The sequence below is a fragment of the Gottfriedia sp. NPDC056225 genome, from assembly GCF_042267765.1.
In the GTDB taxonomy this organism is placed as follows: Bacteria; Bacillota; Bacilli; order Bacillales; family Bacillaceae_G; genus Gottfriedia.
In genome coordinates, this window is sequence record NZ_JBHJTJ010000042.1 from 16,171 (window position 1) to 36,835 (window position 20,665).

The 20,665-nt window shown below is 33.2% G+C and carries 19 protein-coding genes; 3 read left to right on the forward strand and 16 right to left on the reverse strand.

Annotated elements, in window-relative coordinates:
- The first annotated feature begins 189 nt into the window (after positions 1 to 189).
- Complete coding sequence (locus tag ACFCYN_RS20195) at positions 190 to 1,392, forward strand: IS110 family RNA-guided transposase (protein ID WP_375951314.1); 1,203 nt, start codon at positions 190 to 192, stop codon at positions 1,390 to 1,392.
- 282 nt (positions 1,393 to 1,674) lie between these two features.
- Here the strand turns inward: ACFCYN_RS20195 and ltrA are convergent, their stop codons facing one another.
- The 12 genes from ltrA to ACFCYN_RS20255 form a co-directional block, all read right to left on the reverse strand.
- On the reverse strand, positions 1,675 to 3,003 hold the full coding sequence (ltrA, locus tag ACFCYN_RS20200; RefSeq protein ID WP_375951316.1) for a group II intron reverse transcriptase/maturase: 1,329 nt from the start codon (positions 3,001 to 3,003) through the stop codon (positions 1,675 to 1,677).
- Between the two features lie 916 nt (positions 3,004 to 3,919).
- Positions 3,920 to 4,408, reverse strand: coding sequence for an RrF2 family transcriptional regulator (locus ACFCYN_RS20205; RefSeq protein ID WP_375951318.1), 489 nt, complete (start codon positions 4,406 to 4,408; stop codon positions 3,920 to 3,922).
- Between the two features lie 9 nt (positions 4,409 to 4,417).
- The gene (locus ACFCYN_RS20210; RefSeq protein ID WP_375951320.1) at positions 4,418 to 4,990 is read right to left on the reverse strand and encodes an NAD-dependent epimerase/dehydratase family protein; all 573 of its coding nucleotides are present in this window, start codon (positions 4,988 to 4,990) and stop codon (positions 4,418 to 4,420) included.
- Between the two features lie 592 nt (positions 4,991 to 5,582).
- Positions 5,583 to 5,783 (reverse strand): alpha/beta-type small acid-soluble spore protein, encoded by a 201-nt coding sequence (locus ACFCYN_RS20215; protein WP_172447929.1) that lies wholly within the window; start codon positions 5,781 to 5,783, stop codon positions 5,583 to 5,585.
- A gap of 322 nt (positions 5,784 to 6,105) precedes the next feature.
- Positions 6,106 to 8,145: an FtsK/SpoIIIE domain-containing protein gene (locus tag ACFCYN_RS20220; protein WP_375951322.1), complete on the reverse strand. Its 2,040-nt coding sequence runs from the start codon at positions 8,143 to 8,145 to the stop codon at positions 6,106 to 6,108.
- Positions 8,146 to 8,240: 95 nt separating this feature from the next.
- Positions 8,241 to 8,429, reverse strand: a complete 189-nt coding sequence (locus ACFCYN_RS20225) for a hypothetical protein (RefSeq protein ID WP_172447932.1) — start codon at positions 8,427 to 8,429, stop codon at positions 8,241 to 8,243.
- A 13-nt stretch (positions 8,430 to 8,442) separates the two neighbouring features.
- On the reverse strand, positions 8,443 to 9,522 hold the full coding sequence (locus ACFCYN_RS20230; protein ID WP_375951324.1) for a hypothetical protein: 1,080 nt from the start codon (positions 9,520 to 9,522) through the stop codon (positions 8,443 to 8,445).
- Between the two features lie 38 nt (positions 9,523 to 9,560).
- Positions 9,561 to 10,061 carry a hypothetical protein gene (locus ACFCYN_RS20235; protein WP_375951326.1) on the reverse strand — a complete coding sequence of 167 codons (501 nt, stop codon included), beginning with the start codon at positions 10,059 to 10,061 and terminating at the stop codon, positions 9,561 to 9,563.
- Positions 10,045 to 10,170, reverse strand: coding sequence for a hypothetical protein (locus ACFCYN_RS20240; protein WP_375951328.1), 126 nt, complete (start codon positions 10,168 to 10,170; stop codon positions 10,045 to 10,047). Before ACFCYN_RS20240 ends, ACFCYN_RS20235 begins: the two co-directional genes overlap by 17 nt.
- Before the next feature lie 121 nt (positions 10,171 to 10,291).
- Complete coding sequence (locus ACFCYN_RS20245; RefSeq protein ID WP_172447935.1) at positions 10,292 to 10,681, reverse strand: hypothetical protein; 390 nt, start codon at positions 10,679 to 10,681, stop codon at positions 10,292 to 10,294.
- 291 nt (positions 10,682 to 10,972) lie between these two features.
- Complete coding sequence (locus ACFCYN_RS20250) at positions 10,973 to 11,545, reverse strand: hypothetical protein (RefSeq protein ID WP_375951330.1); 573 nt, start codon at positions 11,543 to 11,545, stop codon at positions 10,973 to 10,975.
- Positions 11,542 to 11,952: a hypothetical protein gene (locus ACFCYN_RS20255; RefSeq protein ID WP_375951332.1), complete on the reverse strand. Its 411-nt coding sequence runs from the start codon at positions 11,950 to 11,952 to the stop codon at positions 11,542 to 11,544. Before ACFCYN_RS20255 ends, ACFCYN_RS20250 begins: the two co-directional genes overlap by 4 nt.
- 2,012 nt (positions 11,953 to 13,964) lie before the next feature.
- Here ACFCYN_RS20255 and ACFCYN_RS20260 point away from each other — a divergent pair.
- Complete coding sequence (locus ACFCYN_RS20260; RefSeq protein ID WP_375951334.1) at positions 13,965 to 15,839, forward strand: hypothetical protein; 1,875 nt, start codon at positions 13,965 to 13,967, stop codon at positions 15,837 to 15,839.
- 815 nt (positions 15,840 to 16,654) lie between these two features.
- On the opposite strand, the gene ACFCYN_RS20265 is transcribed toward ACFCYN_RS20260, so the two are convergent.
- The 4 genes from ACFCYN_RS20265 to ACFCYN_RS20280 form a co-directional block, all read right to left on the reverse strand.
- A complete protein-coding gene (locus ACFCYN_RS20265) occupies positions 16,655 to 17,542 on the reverse strand; it encodes an SDR family NAD(P)-dependent oxidoreductase (protein ID WP_375951336.1) in 888 nt (295 codons plus the stop codon).
- Between the two features lie 146 nt (positions 17,543 to 17,688).
- Positions 17,689 to 18,795 carry a metallophosphoesterase gene (locus tag ACFCYN_RS20270; protein ID WP_375951338.1) on the reverse strand — a complete coding sequence of 369 codons (1,107 nt, stop codon included), beginning with the start codon at positions 18,793 to 18,795 and terminating at the stop codon, positions 17,689 to 17,691.
- A gap of 118 nt (positions 18,796 to 18,913) precedes the next feature.
- A complete protein-coding gene (locus ACFCYN_RS20275) occupies positions 18,914 to 19,486 on the reverse strand; it encodes a TetR/AcrR family transcriptional regulator (RefSeq protein WP_375951340.1) in 573 nt (190 codons plus the stop codon).
- A 191-nt stretch (positions 19,487 to 19,677) separates the two neighbouring features.
- The gene (locus tag ACFCYN_RS20280) at positions 19,678 to 19,917 is read right to left on the reverse strand and encodes a hypothetical protein (RefSeq protein ID WP_375951342.1); all 240 of its coding nucleotides are present in this window, start codon (positions 19,915 to 19,917) and stop codon (positions 19,678 to 19,680) included.
- 326 nt (positions 19,918 to 20,243) lie between these two features.
- Between ACFCYN_RS20280 and ACFCYN_RS20285 the strand changes: the two genes are divergently transcribed.
- Positions 20,244 to 20,665: IS110 family transposase (locus tag ACFCYN_RS20285; protein ID WP_375951343.1), on the forward strand; the 422-nt coding region annotated here is incomplete at its 3' end.

Here is a 20,665-nt window from a genome sequence, read left to right on the forward strand (position 1 = left end):
GATTACAGTAGCCAGGGTAGAACGTAACTGCCAGTGGGACAATGATCCCGTCGACTAAACTGTTCTCCCTCTACTTATAGAAACATGTTTGAGGCTGGTTGGGACTTGATCCCGAATAACAAGCGAAGCTATGAAACTATAAGAAGAGCTAGAGGTTACTGGTATAAAAAGAGTTAAGGAGAGATGTAAATGAATCCAGTAGTTGGTCTGGATGTTTCAAAAGGAGAAAGTGAAGTACAAGCCTTTTTAAATAAGAGTATTCCTTACGGAAAAAGCTTCAAAATTTATCACACAAACGAAGGTTTAAATTTCTTTCTACAATTTTTAAAGGATTTAGAAAACAAGACATTAGTTAAACCTACTATCATTCTAGAAGCCACAGGACATTATCAAGCACCTGTCATTCAATTCTTAGAGAAATACAATTACTTGTATATTATGATTAATCCTTTAGTGTCCCATCAGTCTAAAAAAACAAGCTTAAGAAAAGTAAAAACTGATGCCATGGATGCCTATAATCTTTGTAAATTGTTTTATAAAGAAGAATTAGAGCCCTATAAAAAGCGAGGAATTAATCTCTTAAACCTACGCCATCTAACGAGACAACATGAGGCGATAACTGGTATGTATATCCAAGCAAAGCTACAATTTCACACCATGTTAGATCAAGTATTTCCTGAATATAGACGTGTATTTGGTGACTTATTTTCTAAAGTATCTTTAAATCTATTAAATGAATTTCCCACCTCTGAGAAAGTTTTAAAAGAATGTGAAGTAAATTTAGCTGAGAAGATCCGTTCACTATGTAAAACACGTTCTTACCAATGGGCATTAAAAAAAGCAGCTAAATTAAAAGAAGCTGCCATGAATAATCCTTTTGATAAAATTATTTACCAAAGTCATTTAATCAGTCTAAATATGTTTATTCAAATGCTTCTTCAATACCAAGAGCACCTATCTATCTTAGAGGAACAAATAGCTACTCTGACTAAAGATATCGAAGAATATAAGATAATCCAATCTATTCCAGGTATCGGAGAAAAAATCGCTGCAACGATACTCTCTGAAATTGGTGAAATAGAACGGTTTAATCATCCAAAAAAATTAGTAGCCTTCGCTGGAGTTGATCCTAGTGTATTTCAGTCTGGTAAGTTCAATGCCACAATAAATCGTATTACCAAAAGAGGTTCAACTAGGCTCCGTCACGTTCTATATATGGCAGTCCTTTGTGGAATTAGGAGTTCCAGAAATAAACGATTAAAAGAATTTTATGATAGAAAACGTGTGGAAGGTAAACCCGCAAAAGTCGCAATAATTGCTTGTGTAAATAAATTATTACATTGGATATATACTCTTTTAAAAAGGAAAGAAACATTCCTTGATTTAAACTAAATACCAATATTATGAAGTAATAACAAAACCTTCCAATAAGGTAGTGGAAGGCTATTTGGCATGTCTATTTTTAGTATAACATGTGTTTTATAAGATTTTCATTGAAAAATATTGACAACTATTAGCTGGTTTAGTGACATAAAAAAAATCGACTATACAGCCGATCATGTTGTACAACTAGTCGAGTAGAATGGAGTCTCTTTACCTTGCGGTAAATTGCACTCCAAACCCTCTCAGAACCGTGCTTGCACTATTAATGCACACGGCTCCTCCAGTAATCATTTACATAATGTAGCTAATTTCTTTTCTTAAATCATAAATATTCACCTTAATCCTCGGAGAGGGTAGTGGAAATTTATCAAGAAATAGTCTGAATTTCTCCCATTTAAAGGATTTCCTTTGACTTCTTCTATTGAGCCATTTAAATACTAAGTTCTCGATTTTAACTTTGAAAATGTTAACATTTGGAATATTATCAGTGATGCAATAGTAGTTGAAGTAGCCTATAAGCGAGCGTTTGAATCTGTCCATGATTATATGAATATTATTATTTCTATTCTTCTTCAACCATTCTTTAGACTCTTTTACTTTACTTTGTACTTTCTTCCTACTTGATTTCCGTTTCACTCGAAACTTTCCTTGTTTACTTTTCCCGCAATAGTGCGTAAAACCTAGAAAATCGAAGGTTTCTGGTTTTCCATTTCCCTGGTGCTTTCCAAGTTTCTCCGCAAGCCGCCCGAAAGGAATAATTTTGGTTTTATCTTCGGCTATTTCCAGATTAAACTTCTTGAGTCTTAATTTTAGAGATTGAAAGAATTCCTGAGCCTCATTCTTAAATTGAAAACAGCACACATAATCATCTGCATACCTTACTAGGTATGCTTGTCCCTCGCACTGTTTCTTAACACTTTTCTCAAACCATAAGTCGAGTACATAATGAAGATACACATTAGCTAATACAGGAGATATTACACCACCTTGCGGTGTACCATTATCTGTTTTGTATTTCTTTCCTTCTTCCATGTATCCACCTTTAAGAAACCTACCTATTATTCTTAGTAAGTTTGGGTCAGCGATTCGCAGTTTTAAGAATTCCATCATCCATTTGTGGTCAACGTTGTCAAAGAAGCCTTTTATGTCTACATCAACTACATAGTTTACTGACCTCTTTTCAATATAGAAGTTCAGTATTTTCAAAGCATCGTGGCAACTACGATTTGGGCGAAATCCGAACGAACAGTCCAGGAAGTCAATTTCATAGATGGAGTTTAATATTTTCGTAACACCTTTTTGAACAATCTTATCTTCATGTTCCGGTATACCTAGTGGTCTTTTCTTCTTCGAATTGAGCTTCGGAATATACATTCTCCTAACTGGAACAGGACGATAGCTTTTGCTTTTAAGTCTCCTTACTAAATCCTCTATATTTTCTTTGAGATTATCACTGTATTGTTCTTTAGTTGTGCCATTTATCCCAGTTGCTTTCTTATTTGGTAATTCAATGTGACATTGAACTAGTGATTGCTTATCTAATAAATGTGCAAGAGATGTAAATTGCATTTTAGGATCAGATTTTGCTACTTCTGCTATCCTTAGTAGTTTTGTTTCCATTTGTTATACCTACCTCTGCGTGTAGTAACTGTGTCCCTATTAAGGGTGATAAACTGGTAGTAGCCTTTCCTCCATCGGCATTACCCAACTTCATAGGTACTACGCTACTATCCGACTCCCTACATCGGCATTTGGTTTCCTCACTTTTTATCGTTTGTACACCATACTCTTCTAAAAAAAAAAGAAAAGACCGGTAGGGTCTCCCGAGTTGCCGTATCATATCAATGTATAACGTGCCAAGGTCTCTGACTCCGGAGAGGTTTTACCTTTCTTGCCTTTAACGAAAGGTAAAATGTAGCTTTCTGCTATGCTTAAGGCATCAGCCCTCTCGATTTACTAACATTTCGAAGCTCAATCCCTTCAACCATTTGGCTTTCGGCCCGCCATCTAACTGTCTACGCTTAAAGACTAAAGTTACCTTTAGCCCTCCAAGACTCGCTACGAGCGAATGGCTAGTTCTTACTCGACGGGAATCCCACCCGTTATATGATACGACCTATGCTCGGCCGCACAAGCATCAGTTAGTTGAATAAGAATATTTGAGTCTTTATGATATCTTTATAATTATACTTTTACAAATAATAAAAAGCCCTCCAAAGGAAGGCTCTTTAAACTCACTGTTACATCTATTATTTATCTTTTCTTACTAGTAGTGAACAGCATTCCACATGACTTGAGTTGACAAAAATGAGGTCGTGAAGACCCACTTGCTCCTTGGTGGAGGGTCATTTTTCTAGGAAACTGATTACTGAGATCCACTTTTTTGAAACCTGACCACCACACTTTGAAGACCCTTTAGGAAAACCCTCAATATTCCACGCAATTAATTTAGTGATTAAGTTTTTTAGAGTTTGAGAGTAGAAATTCCCACCTCTGTAGGTTTTTTGATGTTTTTATATCATGCAATAACTCATATTTATATTTCTACTTGCTTATCTGGATACTCTACCTTTGCTTGCCAATCATAATATCCCGCATCAATGTATTCCTCTTTAATTAACTCTGAAAGACGCAATGAATCTAGATGTGAAAAATAAGAATCTATACCTAATTGAAACACGTTTATCAATTTCTGCTCACTTGATTTTATATGTTCTTCATCTTCAAAAATTCGTCTTGACAACTCCGAATTAAATTGTTCTATATTTTCCTTATCTAATGCTTTAAATACTTCCAAAACTGTAACATTTCTTAGCGACTTAGCTAGAGTAAAACCACCATCTTTACTGGCATTAGAATTAATTAAACCAGCAACTACTAATTTTCTTAATATTTTTTTTAAGTAAGAGTCAGATACATCTAATATTTTACTCATTGTAAAACTCTTTACAGGTTCGTGATTTATTTGCAGAGATAGCATAAGTAATACATAAATTCCTTGTTCAATACTTTTATTCACTTTCATTGTTACACCTTATTTCGAGGTTATTTTTTTTATCAATTCACTTGCAACTTTATCAACCTTTACTGGTTTCATGCCTTTGTTAAAAATACCTAGAAATTGAAAAATGGGAACCATTTTTGCTATTGCATCATTACGTCCTCCACCATAAACAACAGTAGGTTCAACATATGAAACTTTTTTTCCGGTAGACATAAGTTTTCGTATCAAATCAGCTTTGGTATTTACAAATGATTTCGGGCCTAATATTCCTCCGATAAAGGCAAGTGAAGGAACTTTATATTTCTCAGCAAGGCTAATCATATTATTAACCGGAACTTCATTAATCTTTTTAAGCTGTATAATTTCCTTTTCTGATCTTCCAATAAAGTCTACAATACAATCAATTGATTCGGGTAATCCATCTATTACCGGATTTTTAATTGTTAAATCTGCTGATATATTATGCACACGTTTATTGCTAATATCACAGCTTCCTTTGCGTGAAACAATAAAAAATTCTGCATTTGAATCTTTTTCTAACCATTGGCGAACAACTTCTTGTCCAATATAACCATTTCCACCAAATAATACTATGTTTTTCATGAGAATACCTCCTAATTAATATCTATAGATAGATTACATCTATAGATATTAATTGTCAACGGATTTACTTTCCCGCTATAGATGAACCATTATAACTTAATCTATCGTATTGCAAAAAGCTTATAGATATCATTTTATCCCTTGCGTTTGTATTCTGTATTCGTGGAGTACATATCTCCTCTTCTTTGCATATTCATTTCCAAGCCACGTATAGGTTAACATTAAATTTTTTTTCAGTGTCTTATAAATATAAACTCTTAATTATTATTATATGGTAAATTGTCAGAATTCTAATTTTAAGAAAATACATAATTTCTAAATTTTTCTTATTGAGCCAAACTGCCATTTAGTTTAAGTGAAGTGATTCACAAATAAACTTAAATCAGTATCTCTATTCTTAGTGTTTTCTCCACATCAAGCCTATACAAAAGTGTAAACTTTCTCTAATTAGCCATGTGATTGGTATCATCATTACATCTATCTCTGTTTTCATTCCCGGCGATCCCCAAAAATAAAAAATCGGAAATAACTAAACAAAAAAAGAAGTTATCTAATAAATAGAAACTTCTCTCTTATTACACTTATTTATATACTATCCAGAATACCCACCTAAGCTTTGTTCGGCCATTTGAACTAAACGTTTAGTAATTTCTCCACCTACTGAACCATTTGAACGAGCTGTTGAATCTGGACCTAAATGTACTCCAAATTCTGTTGCAATTTCCCACTTCATTTGCTCAATTGCGGATGAAGCATTTTGTGTAGCATATTGATTTGAAGAGTTTTTTGCCATTATTTTAGCTCCTTATAAATATTATTTGTCTGATATTATTATCAGATTGGAGTTAGTATTACTCAAAAATTAATAACTATTCAAATTATCATAAAATTACTAGGAATGGTCTACAACAGTATGAAAAACTCGAATTACAGTCCACCCTTTTATAGAGATTCCCTATAAAAAAAGCCTGTATAGATTCATTGTTTCAGATTTCTTATCTAGTTTGACAATAGCCACAATAGCAAGCTTTTGTTTACCATACCGGAATAAAATTACCTAAATATTGACTAAAAAAAATGAGCTGTTTCAATTGTCAGCTCATTACATTTTTATGTTAAATTATTTTATATCTTCTATTTTTACCAGAAGGAGCTTCCAATTTACCTTCGCTAACAAATTCTCTCATGATCTGAACTATTTCTCCCATATCACCACCTACTTCTTTTAAGATTGCACGTAGCCTAGTTTCACTTGTACGATTGATAAATTTCCATACCAGTTCCTTCTTTGTAGGTGGCGTATTAGATATTGGCAATGAGTAGTTTTGTTTTTCTTGAATGCTATTTGAAGTGACAAGTTGCTCAATTATTGCTTCTACTTCACTTTCCGTTGGGGCGACAAGACAGCTTTGTATACGCATAAAGTTTTCCTTACCTTCTAATTGAGCAACACTATCACCTTTTCCCATAAGTACGAATGGTGGCTTTCCATCCAGCACGGTTTTGTAATCATGCATACTAGTAAGTCTAAATACAACTCGACTTGGGAGATTTGCTTTGACTAAACCTGATACCACATTAACTGATGGTCTTTGAGTGCAAATACACAAAAAGATTCCTGCAGCTCGGCTTTTTTGTGCTAATAAACAGACATAATTTTCAACTGATTTATCAAATAGAAAAAGGTCTGTATACTCATCTATTATGACAACGATGTTCTTTATAATATGCCCTTTCTTACGATAATGAATAATATTGCGAACTTTTTCTTTTTTAAACAATTCGTATCGTTTTTCCATTTCAAGTACTAAAGAATTTAATAAATTGATTGCTTCAGATGATTTAGTTATTACTTTTTCGACTAGTGGAGAATCTTCAAAAGGTGAAAATTCAACTTGTTTAGGATCTATCAAATATAGCAATAGTTCTTCTTGTTTCTTTGTGACATGAAAGAATACAAGTAAGGTAGTAAGGAAAACACTTTTACCAGCACCAGTTGCTCCTGCAACGAGCAAATGCGAGATCCTTCCAAAATCATCGAAAACTGGATTTCCTAACATATCTACTCCTAAGAATATTGGTACTTGGTAAGTTGATAAATCTTCTTTTGTTTTACTTAATGCGTCTCCTAATGTAACTATACTTCTCTCCTTCCGCTGAATTGAGATGCGAATTGTATTTGGTTTATTCCCTCCTTCTATACTTAAGTATGTTAAGCCTAATGCTACTCGTAAGTCTTCTGCTAAATTACTGATAGTAGTATATTTTAGGTTGTTCAACTGAAAATGATATTGATCCAAAGTCGGACCTATTTGTATAGAAAGATATGAAATACCGCCTTTACTATTCAAAGAGTTAAAAGCGGTAAGAATTTGATTCGAGTAATCTTCTGTCTTTTCTATTTCGATTGATTTAGATAATGGTAAAATTGAATACTGTGGTGGTAGATTCACCTGTTGTACGTCATTAAACGTGTTTTTGATTGGTGTATAAGGCAATAGTAACGGTTGAACGGCCCCCTTTATTTGTGGAGCAATTTGCCACTGACTTAATTCATTTTCACACATGATATTACTATTAAGATAAAAGAAACTAGAAGATTTACTTTCCTTCCTTACTTTCCATTCACCGAATAGCTTATGTAATCGGTGAAAGACACATGGAGAACAGGAGAAAGTGATACTTACGCGGTAATGTAAACCTATTGCCTTTTCCTCCATACCATCAATTAATGCTCTTTCACTACTACTAATCTTCTCAATGACTTTTCGTTGAACGATCCGTATTGGAAGAATTAAAGAAGGTGTATCGATCCCCTTCATGAATAAATCACAAAGGTCTAATAAATGTTGCTGCATCTTCATATGGCATCTTTTAGCATGAACACTAATGATTAAGCCTTCTCCTTCTCTTAGTATGGCTTGCACTTCTTGCCAATTAGGAACAGAAAAGGGTAAACAAGCTGACAGCGGATTGATAAAGCTCCCTTTTACTTCATATGAAGTTTCATCTCCGTCAACTTGTTTCCCCCACTTACTATAAGCATTTGAGATTAAACTACTTTTCGTAATATGATGTACAACCTTTCGTTCATCGCCAGTAGCAGTCCTATACCAAGACTTCTTTAAAACTTCATCGTAAGGAATACATTTCATATGATATCACCTAGTTATTTAATCGTTTAGTCACTAAATGTAGCAAATACAAAGTGTTCAAAATGATAAAACTCGTATTAATCAATAGGATCATTTCAAACATAATCAATTCCAACCTGTTTCATGATAGAAGGTACATTATGATCACTGCCAATATTAATCGCAAACTTCTTTCTTTTTGTTTCGTAGACTAAAATGACATCGTAATTCTGAATTTCATCGCTATTTTGCACTTTTAATCTTGGATACTTTTCTCTAAATGCAGCTCCTAGATAATACTTCACCTTAATCACACTCCTATGTTTTTGCTTTAGTTGGTTTTCTAAATGCTTTCCAAAGCAATGCAGTTGGGTTAGTAGCTAAACTACGTTGAACTTGTGCCACACTAGAATAGACATCAGGTTTTGTTTGCATATAACTATTTAGAAATGCTGGTGGTTGACTAAAGACATGTATCCCACCTAATAAAATTAATAACTTACTAAACACTCCTTGATACGTATCAGGTGTACTAATTCCAAACATTATGATATTGAGGACCGATAAAAATGAAGAATAATAAAGCTGAGATAAATAATTTTTCTTTAATGAAGCCCACCATTTTTGATGGAATGGATGAAATGATGGAAATAGATAACCTAACATAGCAATTGGAGTAAGCAAAGTTAACGACAATACATTAAACCAGCGCCTACCATGCGACAATAGAATAGGAACCAAGTTGTAGCCAAATAAAATTACAAATGCTACGTATAAAATAGTATCCATTAACCCAGTTACAGGGCGTTCTCCTAATGGATTAACATTTTCTGTTAAAGAAACCCCAAATTGCAGGATTAAGTTTGTAAGATAACTTAATAACTTCATACCCTCTACGATTAGCAACGGAGCAAAGCCAGTCAATGCCATTACAATAGGTAATCGTTGAAGGAGCTGACGATAGCTCATTGTACTTTTGTTTAAAATTCTCTTTAACCCTTCTAGCATGGTTAAACTCGTGATCAGTCCCATACTAAGAGCGCCAAATTTCAAAAGTAAGTTTGTAAAATATGCATTATTAAATAGAAAAACAGGGGTATAAATTACTTTTTCTAATAGCGAAAATAAAGCCATGATTAATGATTTTAAAGGATCTTTATCTGAGTACTTTTTCGACCATTCATTTAGTTGCTCAAGCATCTTTTTTCCGTTTTGTATCCATTCAAAGCGGTCTAAAAGACTAGAAGTTTTATCGTGAAGATTACTACTTATGTTAGAAAAAAAATCGTTTAATGAATTTAGTAAATTGAAATGGTCGTGATTACTAATTGAATGCAATATTGTAGAACTTTCAGTTGTTGAGAATCCAGTTAATAGTGGTATTGTCGTAAACACCATAACAGGAATCCATTTCAATTTTGAATTTCGAATGATTATTAATAGCTCTTGAAACCTGGAACTAGGAGTAATAGTATTTTTAGAATACTTACTAGCACAAATATAACGGCTGGAGCACTCATTACTTGTATTAACCCTTTTAGGATATTCGCATTCCAGCCCGACATTTTCTCTTGAAGACCTAGCATTTTTAGCATCCCAGAAACCATGAGACAAAGTGTTGCCATCGATCCGGCTACTGCAAGACAAGTGAATTGTAGCGTCTGGAGTCCATTTGTTACTTCCATTGGTAGGGTGTACGTGCTGGATGCGGCTACGTGAGTTGTTGTTGCGAAAAGGCTGATTACAGTTGCGTTGAATATGTGTAGGATGTTGTTCATCTTTTTCTTGTCTTTGCATGGTAACCTCAATGACTCCTGCTTTGTCTCTTGAAGAAAAAAATCAATTTTCTCCATTTCTTCCTGTAAATTATTCTTTTTACGGTAGTCATTCATGAATTCTTTGATACTTATTCTTGTTTTTTTAGCCATTCGTTTCACTTCCTTTTGCTTTCTTAGCATGTAGAGCGGAAGCAATTGTACTAACGATTGTTGTCATTAAGGCAGTTGCTTGAATTAATCCTAATATTGTTGTAAGAGTTGAGATCATTATGACTCACCTCCTGTTTTGCTGCTTATGAGATATGTTTATGTATCCAATTTTTTGTCCTATTCGAAAAACCGAAAAAAAAAAACAAATTTATTCGATAAGTCGAACAACTTGTCTTTTTTTATCTTATCTCGATATCGAGTAAGTCATGAATTGAAGGTTGACCTATTGATAACCAAATACGTATGAAATTTTCTAAACTAGGTAAGCTTCCATTTAATATACCGCTTAATGTGCTTTTAGGTATCTTAGTTTCATTATTAATAATACTTAGCGATTTTCTGTTATACACTGAAGGTATTTTTGATTTAATGATCAATCCTTTTGATTCGATTAATGGACTGGAGTTTAAGTTTAGCGTATTTAAATATAGCATTACTGAACCTTTAATCGTATCTTCAACCGTAATTTCTTTATCCGTTCCAAGTAGCTTTTTATTTATATTATAAAAAGAGACATATGCTTCTAATTTCTTTATAGTTTCGTCTTTAAACTCCACTTCAATTTTCATGAATAGCAAACTCCTTTCATGTGAATACTCTAACTAGACAAAAGTTATCAAAGGTGGATATTTCTTATGTTAATTTATAAAGATAAAGATATTGAAGTAATTGAACAATTATTGGATGATTGTATTCGTGAAAGCAAAAATGCATAATAAAATTAGTAAAATTGCATGTTATGGACGTTTTAATTATAAATAACAAAAATAGTGTAATCACTTACTATATCAGTGTTATTCAATTATTGGTTATGGAAAATGATAATATCAGTTGGTGAATTTATCCCTCCATAACCAATATCAACTTTCAATTGGAGTGTTCCAATATTTTACGATTTTGGTCATAATTGATTTTAAATTACCATTACTTAGTTCATATATAAAGTCTGAAACCAAAATTTCTAAAACATCTTCCACACAATAATAAACGTTATAAATTTCTTCAATCTCCATTAATAAAACTTCAAATTTTAGCGCATCTTCCCTCTGGATTATACATGATACCTCAACTACAAATTCTTCTTTTAAATGTTTTTGTTTACCACCCGAAAGTAATTGTAATCGTTTATCTCTACTTGATATCAGTTTGTACATTTTCAGAAGATCACCATTATTTTTTCTAATATTACGCATGAAGTCTTCATATAAAATTGTGATAAAATCTTCCATTGAAAATTTATATTCTGCTAGTTCTTCGACATCTGAACAAAATACTTTTGCTCGTAAATAGTCCTTAGATGGTATCTCAAATTTAAATGGATATTCTTTGTAAAGCTTAACCTTCTTTTTAAATGAAAAGAAACCCTGCTTTTTATCTTCTAAATATTCCAATTCTGAACCAATTACGTCGAAATCACTATAAATACTCGTCATACAAAATGTCCTTCTTTCCTTAAACTATTTACAAATACCCTGTGAGCTGCTTTACGAATACTGCAATCCCATTCAACACAATAGCCTTGTAAAATCTTAAACGTCTCTTTGTCTAGTTTTGCTACCACTAAATGTTTTGACCCAATTGGGTATTCGACTTCATCAAACTCCTTAATGCGATATAGAGCTTCAGTAAGAATATCAGTCGTTAAAATTGTTGGATAAGTATTATATTGGTAACTTAATTTTTTAATCAGTTGTTTTATTTCTGGCTTTAATAGAATGCGTATGTCTTTCTTTTTATCGCAACGTTCTTTTCGAACCTTTTTTACCTGCTGAGGTTTCGCAGGAATAGTATGATTATTTCCCTTCTTACTTTCATTAAACATTGGGTTAAATATATCCACAGAAACACTCCTCTCTTTTTCATAAAAAAATTAGTTTTTTAGTGTTAAGTTAGGGTTATAGTGTCAAAATGTCATTGTGTCATGTGAAATATATACGATGGGGGTGTACAAGTTAGAACTGAAAAAGCAGAAATTTAGTGGAATTGTATGAAAATTTTCTACAATGGAAATACTAAATAAAAAATAGTTGGGGTGGAGTAAATGAATTCTGTAACAAAACAAGGAGTTTCGAAAGAAATTGCAAAAGCATTTGCGGAATTGAAAAACCAAAAGAGCGGAATGAAAATAGTATCTAAGAAAATTAAAAAAGTTAGTAAGTAGGATGTCCTATTTACTAGCTTCTTTTTATTTAGAGATGACTTTTGATAATTCTTTAATTAGAATATTTGCACCATCTTTTCACTTAACGAACCAACCGTTATCAAAAGTAAAGTTGTTATCATTGATTACATCTGTAATCATACATACTTTAACTCAAGTAAATAGCCAAATATATCCTTTGCCAATCAATAAAATGATTTATTGTTACTGGCTTTATTAGTTTGGATTCTTAAAAGAGAAATTGTGGGTAGATAGTGTAATTTCATTCCAAATATTATAAGGTCCCCGGCCTTAGATGCAGTTTTTATTTTGTAGCTTTCACCATTACTCAATGTAATTCCTTAAATACTGGTTTTAAAAATTCAGTAAATAATTACAGTATGTGAAATTTCGTTTATTCCTCATTAAAGGAAAGAACATTTTTATAAAAATAAGGCATAATTTGCTTGTATCACATGGATGAGTAGAATATCAGATTTAATAGTGTCTCCAACAGTATTAATGTTTGGCTTATGTAAAAGCGATTTTCTCCATTATAGAAACCAGCTCTTAACTATAGCGATTGGAACGAGCATAGTAAGTCGGAGGATGGAAGGAAAAACATCTAATGGATCTACCATGCATAGGCGGTCTAAGGGTACACGGTTCCATATGTATTATCAAAGACTATCCGAGTTGTCTTAGGGATTTTGACGATCATTGCTACGTTAGTTTATGAATTTCTCTACATACTTGGTATACCCTTCTTGGGCAAAGCGCTCTACTCTGAAATTGATACATCAGCAACTCTACTTTTCTCCTTCTAGCATCAGCTTTCTAAGAATGGTTTTACACATTTCAATCCCAATAGGTCCGATTTATCTTTTACAAGAAGCTTTTGGAACAATACTACTTGATTACTAAAATGTACATTTTAAACTATGAATAAGAAAAAATAATAGTTCTTCTATACATTTTGGTGCGTTTTATTTATTTCAGCGGAATCTGTGTATTATTTGGTGCGTTTTACCTATTTCAGTAGAATCTGTGTAGTATTTGGTGCGTTTTATTTATTTCAGCGGAATCTGTGTAGTATTTGGTGCGTTTTATCTATTTCAGTGGAATCTGTGTAGTATTTGGTCCGATTTATTTATTTCATTGGAATCTGTAGTATTTGATTCGTTTTTTCAATTTCGACAGAACTCATGTATTATTTGGTGCGTCTTATCTATTTCAGCGGAATCCGTGTAGTATCTGGTGCGTTTTATCTATTTCAGCGGAATCTGTCTAGTATTTGGTGTGTTTTACCTATTTCAGCGGAATCTGTGTAACATTTGGTGCGTTTTATCTATTTCAGCAGAACCTATGTAGTATTTGGTGCGTTTTATCTATTTCAGCGGAACCTGTATAGTATTTGGTGCGTTCTATCTATTTCAGCGGAGCCTGTATAGTATTTGGTGCGTTCTATCTATTTCAGCCGAATCTGTGTAATATTTAGTGCGTTTTATCTATTTCAGCCGAATCTGTGTAGTATTTGGTGCGTTTTATCTATTTCAGCGGAACCTGTGTAGTATTTGGTGCATTTTCTGTTCATTTTGTGACAAATCCTTGATGTTATAACAATCTTGTGGTGCATTTTATGATAAAATAGATTAATAGATATAATAAAGTGCACCAGATTCTTGGTGCACTTCGAGAGGATGTTCTTATAGGTGAAATATGAAACAATACTAGATCATCAGATTTTAAACTACGAGATATTAAAAATTTGTATATTTGAAGAAACGAAACGATTATTTCAAGATCGCCAATATATCCTTGAGAAATGGAAAACGGAAGCCTATCGTATGACAGAAGATGAGGTTAGGTACCAATCCCCCTGCAATGCAATGGGCCCAAGCTTTAGAGCATTATTTTTCTTATTTACTCAAACTTTATATTTTGAAAAATATATAACAAAACAAATGATAAATGAAGCAGTTGAAAAATATGCGGACACCATCAAAGTGATATTGGCTGGCCACTTTATTCACGAGTTTCCCAATGATGAAGTAAAACGAAGCGTAAACGAAGAAAAAATTGATGACGTGTTAAAACGTGATTATATTTATTCCAGTATGGATATGGACTACCATCTGATGAGGGATATCGTGACAAAGAAAAAGGATTTTAAAGAAGGAGAAGAAGGCTACTTGGCAACAGAGATTAAAGACAATCGTGGAAAAGTAAGAGGATTGGCCGAGCTTAGACCTTTTGAATCACAAAATATCGATTTAACCTCTGATCAACAAGAAATGTGGTTAGAGTTGATTGAATCCACCATCCATTCATTGGATGAAATGACCGCGGACCTTTTTGATTTAATTACCTATTTATGGATGGTATCACCCAAAAGCAGTGACGGGTATATTGAATTTCATAGTAATGATGCCCTGCGACTTAGAAACCTAAAAAAGCGTACATCTAAAGGACAAGTGCTCGATTTTCGTGAAGAGGATCGATTCAATATCATGAAACGGGTTGCTGCTCTTTCGAGTATTTGGATATCACTTGGTGATCAAAAAGTAAAAGTGGTAAATACTCAAGAAATTCAGGACAATGAGCTCTATAAGTTCAAAGATTTTCAAAGAATGTTTGAAATTGGAAAAATACGTGTGGCGTATGACAAAAAATCTGGCGAACCAAAAGGAATTTATGCTGTACAAGTAAAACCAACATCTATTTTGACTCCTTATTTAGATGGTCCTAACCGATCACTTGGTTTGTTAGATCTAAAAGTCTTTCAGTATAGCCATTTCACACAACGTGAGCACAAACGATTAACACGATACTTAAACCTTCAATGGAAAATCCGAACGATTAAACGTACATTACAGCAAGCCTTTAAAGTATCAACTCTGTTAAAAGTTATGGATATCTCTACCCGTTACAACGGAGTACAAAAGAGAGACAAGTTTGAAAACGTATTAGATGAATTACAGAAAGATGGCGTCATCAAAAGTTGGGATTATACGGAATCAGTTAATGAAGAACAAGTCGGAAAAAAAGGCTGGTTTCAAAACTATTGGTCTAAACTCAATTTGACCATTCTACCAACCGATATTGTCGTAAAGGAAAATCAAAAAAAACTGTTGGTAAATTCGAACTATACAATTGATGAAAAAATAATTGAACGTATGGAAGAATTCAGTTATGAAAAGATAGCATATCAGAGCAATGAAGAACTTCTCACAATACAATCAGAAATTACTAGAAGTGAAATAGCTGCATCAGTTGAATACGAATTAGATAAACAAATACCTATTTTGGAATTGCAAAAAAAGATGGATCCCAAACCAACAACAATAGGTTCAGAGCAACAATCATTCGATTTTAACATTTCAATAGAGGTAACACTTACACCAGAAAACATGAAAGAGATGATTGATTCCTTAAATATGAGTATTCGTCAGTCTGCAGAAGAAATGGGAATCGCTCACACAACCCTTTCTCGGTATATCCGGAAAGAAAATAAGCGACAGAATAAGAAAAACGATGAAAAGATGCTCAATTGGCTAAAAGAAAAAGCAAGAAAATCAAAACTCTAACCACTGTAAATTGGTTAGAGTTTTTCTTTAGCCCTTCCCTCTCCATTAGAGTAACTTAAAATAAGGTAATAACACATTGATTATTTAACTTCTTTACCTAACAGTGTATTCGGTATTCAAAAGTGAAATTTTAATTTTTATTTAACAGATAGACTGCTGCGTTACAAATATTATCGTTAACATATATGTTGATATATATGTTAATAGTATCATTATTAATATTTTCATTAACGATGTTTTATAACTATTAGGTGGATCAGTTACATAAGAAAACACCTTTAAATTTTTTATTCTGGAAGTTGGCATCCTTCAGTTATCCATTCAAAAAATCAGGAGAAAGCACAATTCCATTTGCTGGATTCATGTCACCAACATCAACAGTTATTAATTGACTCGACTCTTTTCCTTGTAACATAAGAAACACAGTTCCGCCACTGGCATCTCTTGTTCAACTTCGCAAACCTCTTTTTTACTAGCACCTTTGTTTATATTATCTATGTTTAGAAATGTTCATTTTACCCTCCTAAAGCTAGCTAAATGTATTTCTATAATACTATTTATTATTTAATCAGTCTTTCCTTATGTAACTAAAGTCATTAATCCCATTAAAAAGACCACCGAAGCAGTCTATCATTGTTCAACTAATGCATGCGTTAGCCATACATGAATCCTCAGATTCACAACAGTGAATGGAAGTTTATATCGTACTCCCATGGTAGTTGAATAACATTTACTCACAATCTTAGACCTATACAACAGCAAATAAATAAAGGCACGTATTCACGTGCCTTAACAATTAGTTCTTATATTAAGATTTATTTATTCAAATAAGGATGGATAACCTGCATACAGGAATCCCAGAGAATTTTCTCGTTTTCTATAGAATAATGTTTATCCTCTGGCTTTTCCTCTTTCATTTTGTTATCGAAATACATACCAGATACACCTTCTATTTGCTGGGAAGTTGCCAAATAGATTGTTGTCGCTGCCCCTTTTTCTGCAGAAGCTAATGTTGGGAATATCTTCGACAAAACTGATACCGACTTAAATACCATATTAACCAAGAAACCTTTATCATCATTTTGTCCGAATTGTGTCGCAGCAGCGCCAGGGTGAGACGCATTAGCAGTTACATTTCTAATCCCTTGTTTTCTGAGTTCAGACTTCATATGCCTTGTTAACCAAATCAAATATAATTTAGATGTAGCGTAAGCACCAGTGGGGCTGTAATTTTTTTCTAATTGCATATCATCGAAATCTGGCATTACTGCCCGTCTATGCATGGAAGAGGATGTATTAATGATCCTCGCAGATGGGCTTTTTACCAAGACTTCCATTAATAGTTCTGTTAAAAGCATTGGTGAGTACACGTTAAGAGTCATTGTTTTTTCTGTACCATGTTTTGTGACTTCTCGATTTTTACCGAACATCGCTCCTGCATTATTAATAAGCACATCTAATCTTTCATATCTTGATTTGAATTCCTCCGCCATTCGCTTAACATCAGTAAATGAAAGTAAGTCTGCAATGATTGTATCTACATTTTTATTGCCTGTTTCGGTCTTAATTTCCTTACATAATGCCTGAGCTTTTTCTTTGTTACGCCCATGAATGATCACCGTATGTCCTTTCTTTGCTAGATCCTTAGCTGCCACTTTCCCTAGTCCGTCAGTTGCTCCTGTGATGAGTATAATTTTTTTCATGATAATTCCTCCAATTTTTATTAAAATACCGTATGTTCGTTTATTAATAATTAAAACTAAAATCCTAATAATGTTCACTTCACTAAACCAAAGCTTTTGTTCTATTTATGCTGTTCTAAGTTGGTAAAACGATTTACTACATCATTTTACTTTGGAACAAGATGTAATAAATTGATCTGATTTGACGAGCCTAATCTACCTCGCAGCATGTATGTGCCAGCTCCTTCTGATACAACTACTTTCGTTTTTCCATGTTCATGCGACCCACGGTTGTAAGGAAAAATCAACTCTGAAAGTAAGGTGAAAGGAAAGATTTGCCCCGCATGTGTATGTCCTGAAAGCATCAAATCGATCCCTGCTTCATCAGCGTATTTAGCACCAACGGGACTATGGTGCATTAGAATAGATGGTATCTCTCTATTAATTGAAAGATTTGCTAAAACCGATTTTATGGTATTTGTATTATCAGACGGATGCATATCAAAAGCTTTCTCGTCTGCATTCATATAGTCAAGCCCTATTATTTGTAAGTCATGTGTCTCAATAACCTCGTTATGCAATATACGAACCCCTTGCTGTTTTATAAGCTTTAATGATTTATCACTACCAACATATTTCTCATGGTTCCCTTCAATGAAATAGGCAGGTGCATTAAAAGTAGAAAGTGGATTTAACACGCCAGGTTGAAGTGCTGTTTCAGCATCTACCAAATCTCCGGTAATAAGCACTAAGTCAGGCTTTCTTTCATTTGTTTCCTTAACAATCCTAACAAGATATTCCTTTCCTCGATGATGTCCAAGATGAACATCTGTAATATGCATTATTGATAATTCCTTCTTTAACCCAGTAATTTGAATGTTAGATTCCTTAACAACAAACGATGATCCCATCAAGGAACTTACAACTGTCACAATTAATGCAAGGGTCAGTACGGTAATACCACTCTCAATTAAAGGTAGATTCCATATAAGTTGAATTAAATTAAGAATTACTAACAAAATGAACAAATAAGCGAAAAACGTTATTATATAACCTCCGATGACGTTAAGCGCACTAACTATTCGATTCGATGATTTAACGGATAAACCTATTACAACCATTGAACCTATAAATCCAATTGCAACGATCGCTTGTATCATCCAATATGACGAAAAATTTATGAGTGAATGTGTTTGATACGCAATGTACCAAATTGAAAATCCGAAAAAGCCTAACATAACGGTCGTTATTATTATGTTTAATATCTTTTTCATCTCTCTTCCCTCCAGTAATCTAGAATTTATATCTTAATCAAAAAACAGTTTTTATTGTAAAACACTACAATTATAACCGAATGTTCGTTTATTTTTAATTGAAAAATAGTGGGATACACTAAGATTTAATTGCATCCCAACTCATTTTTATCAACTCATTGATATTAATTTCATTTAGTTCATATTCGCCATTAAAATGCATTTTAGCAAGGTTAGTAACTGGAGCAGTTGTTAACACTAAAAGCAACATAGTATCGCACTCTTTTAAAAGTTTTTGTTCTCTTCCTCTTTCAACTAAATCAAATAAAGGTTGGAACATCCAACTAGGATCTTCTAAACACAAATTCTTAACTAATGGAGAATTACTAAATTGCTCTAAAAACAAAAATTCTTCTTTATGGCTAAAAATAAATTCAATTTGATTTCGAAGTATCTGTTCAAAAGCTACTTTAACTGGCATTGAATCCTTGATTCCAGCTAACACTTTTTGGCTTAATTTTTGTTTAACATTAGTATATAGCTTGCTTAACATATCCTCCTTATTTTCAAAATAAACATAAATGGTTGATGCTGATACTTTAGCACGTTTGGCGATTTTCGACATTGAAATATCGGAAAATCCAATCTCATTCAAAAGTTGAATTGTCGCTTGAAAAATTGCTTCTTGTTTGTTTTCATCTTTTAATCTCATGAGTTAATAATAAACGTTCGTTCGATTAAAAACAAGTGTGTTCTAAAATTTGTTATAAACTTCAATTTCAATTAAACTGCCTCTTGCAAGTCACCTATATTCCTCTCCTTATATAACTAAACTGCCATTTTGTTGAATAAAAAAACCGACTATACAGCCGATCTTGTTGTTCAACTAAAGTATTAGTTAGTTCAATAAGAACCATCATCTTCTTCAATTTTTCTTCTTCTCCAACTTATAATAATCATAATAACTATTCCAATTAGTATCATGAGGATGGGTATTGTTTCAGCAATAAAGAATGCTTCCCAAAATTTCCACCAAGGAACATCGGGTCCACCAGTAGCCATTCCTCCTAACAAGTTTGCTATAGGTATCGCTAGAACGAATAGTATTAATCCTAATAAAAGTAATATTTTTCCAAATTGCATTTTTCTCTCTTTTCCTTTATTTCATGAATAAATGTAATTATTATAGTTCCAAAGTGTACAACTAATGCATCAGTTCGTATTATAAGGTCATCCAGTTTTATTTACTGGTTGACCATTTTTATTATGGTCTTATGATTAAAGTAGTCGGGGCAGAACGAAGCATCAGTGGGGCTTAGACCCCGTCAACTAAACAGTTTACCCCCTACTTATAGAAACATGATTTGGGCTGGTTGGGACAAAGATCCCGCATAACAAGCGAACCTATGACACTATAAGGCAGTACTAGGGGAACCGATAAATTTAATAGCTTTAGGAGGAGATAGTTTATGAATCCAGTAGTTGGTCTGGATGTCGCAAAAGGAGAAAGTCAAATACAAGCTTTTTTAGATAGAAAGACTCCTTTTAAAAGAAGTTTTAAGATTTCACATACAGTTGAAGGCTTTGAGCAGCTACTTCAATTCTTAAAGAGTATTGAAGAAACAGCAAACACAAAACCAGTATTAATAATGGAATCAACAGGGCATTACCATTCACCTGTAATGCAGTTCTTAGATAACTTAAATTATATTTATATCGTTATTAATCCACTAATCTCTTATCGAGCTAAAAGTTCAAGTTTAAGAAAGGTAAAGACTGATGTCATCGATGCGTATCACCTCTGCGAGCTGTATTACAAAGAAGAGTTAGAGCCACATAAAAAACGTGGTGCACAGTTACTAAACCTGCGAAATTTAACCAGACAGCACGA

What these genes read in the sequence shown, in the direction of transcription:
- ACFCYN_RS20195 (WP_375951314.1), top strand. Translation starts at nt 190, where the DNA reads ATGAATCCAGTAGTTGGTCTGGATGTTTCAAAAGGAGAAAGTGAAGTA.
- ltrA (WP_375951316.1), bottom strand. Translation starts at nt 3,003, where the DNA reads ATGGAAACAAAACTACTAAGGATAGCAGAAGTAGCAAAATCTGATCCT.
- ACFCYN_RS20205 (WP_375951318.1), bottom strand. Translation starts at nt 4,408, where the DNA reads ATGAAAGTGAATAAAAGTATTGAACAAGGAATTTATGTATTACTTATG.
- ACFCYN_RS20210 (WP_375951320.1), bottom strand. Translation starts at nt 4,990, where the DNA reads ATGAAAAACATAGTATTATTTGGTGGAAATGGTTATATTGGACAAGAA.
- ACFCYN_RS20215 (WP_172447929.1), bottom strand. Translation starts at nt 5,783, where the DNA reads ATGGCAAAAAACTCTTCAAATCAATATGCTACACAAAATGCTTCATCC.
- ACFCYN_RS20220 (WP_375951322.1), bottom strand. Translation starts at nt 8,145, where the DNA reads ATGAAATGTATTCCTTACGATGAAGTTTTAAAGAAGTCTTGGTATAGG.
- ACFCYN_RS20230 (WP_375951324.1), bottom strand. Translation starts at nt 9,522, where the DNA reads ATGGTGTTTACGACAATACCACTATTAACTGGATTCTCAACAACTGAA.
- ACFCYN_RS20240 (WP_375951328.1), bottom strand. Translation starts at nt 10,170, where the DNA reads ATGATCTCAACTCTTACAACAATATTAGGATTAATTCAAGCAACTGCC.
- ACFCYN_RS20245 (WP_172447935.1), bottom strand. Translation starts at nt 10,681, where the DNA reads ATGAAAATTGAAGTGGAGTTTAAAGACGAAACTATAAAGAAATTAGAA.
- ACFCYN_RS20250 (WP_375951330.1), bottom strand. Translation starts at nt 11,545, where the DNA reads ATGACGAGTATTTATAGTGATTTCGACGTAATTGGTTCAGAATTGGAA.
- ACFCYN_RS20265 (WP_375951336.1), bottom strand. Translation starts at nt 17,542, where the DNA reads ATGAAAAAAATTATACTCATCACAGGAGCAACTGACGGACTAGGGAAA.
- ACFCYN_RS20270 (WP_375951338.1), bottom strand. Translation starts at nt 18,795, where the DNA reads ATGAAAAAGATATTAAACATAATAATAACGACCGTTATGTTAGGCTTT.
- ACFCYN_RS20275 (WP_375951340.1), bottom strand. Translation starts at nt 19,486, where the DNA reads ATGAGATTAAAAGATGAAAACAAACAAGAAGCAATTTTTCAAGCGACA.
- ACFCYN_RS20280 (WP_375951342.1), bottom strand. Translation starts at nt 19,917, where the DNA reads ATGCAATTTGGAAAAATATTACTTTTATTAGGATTAATACTATTCGTT.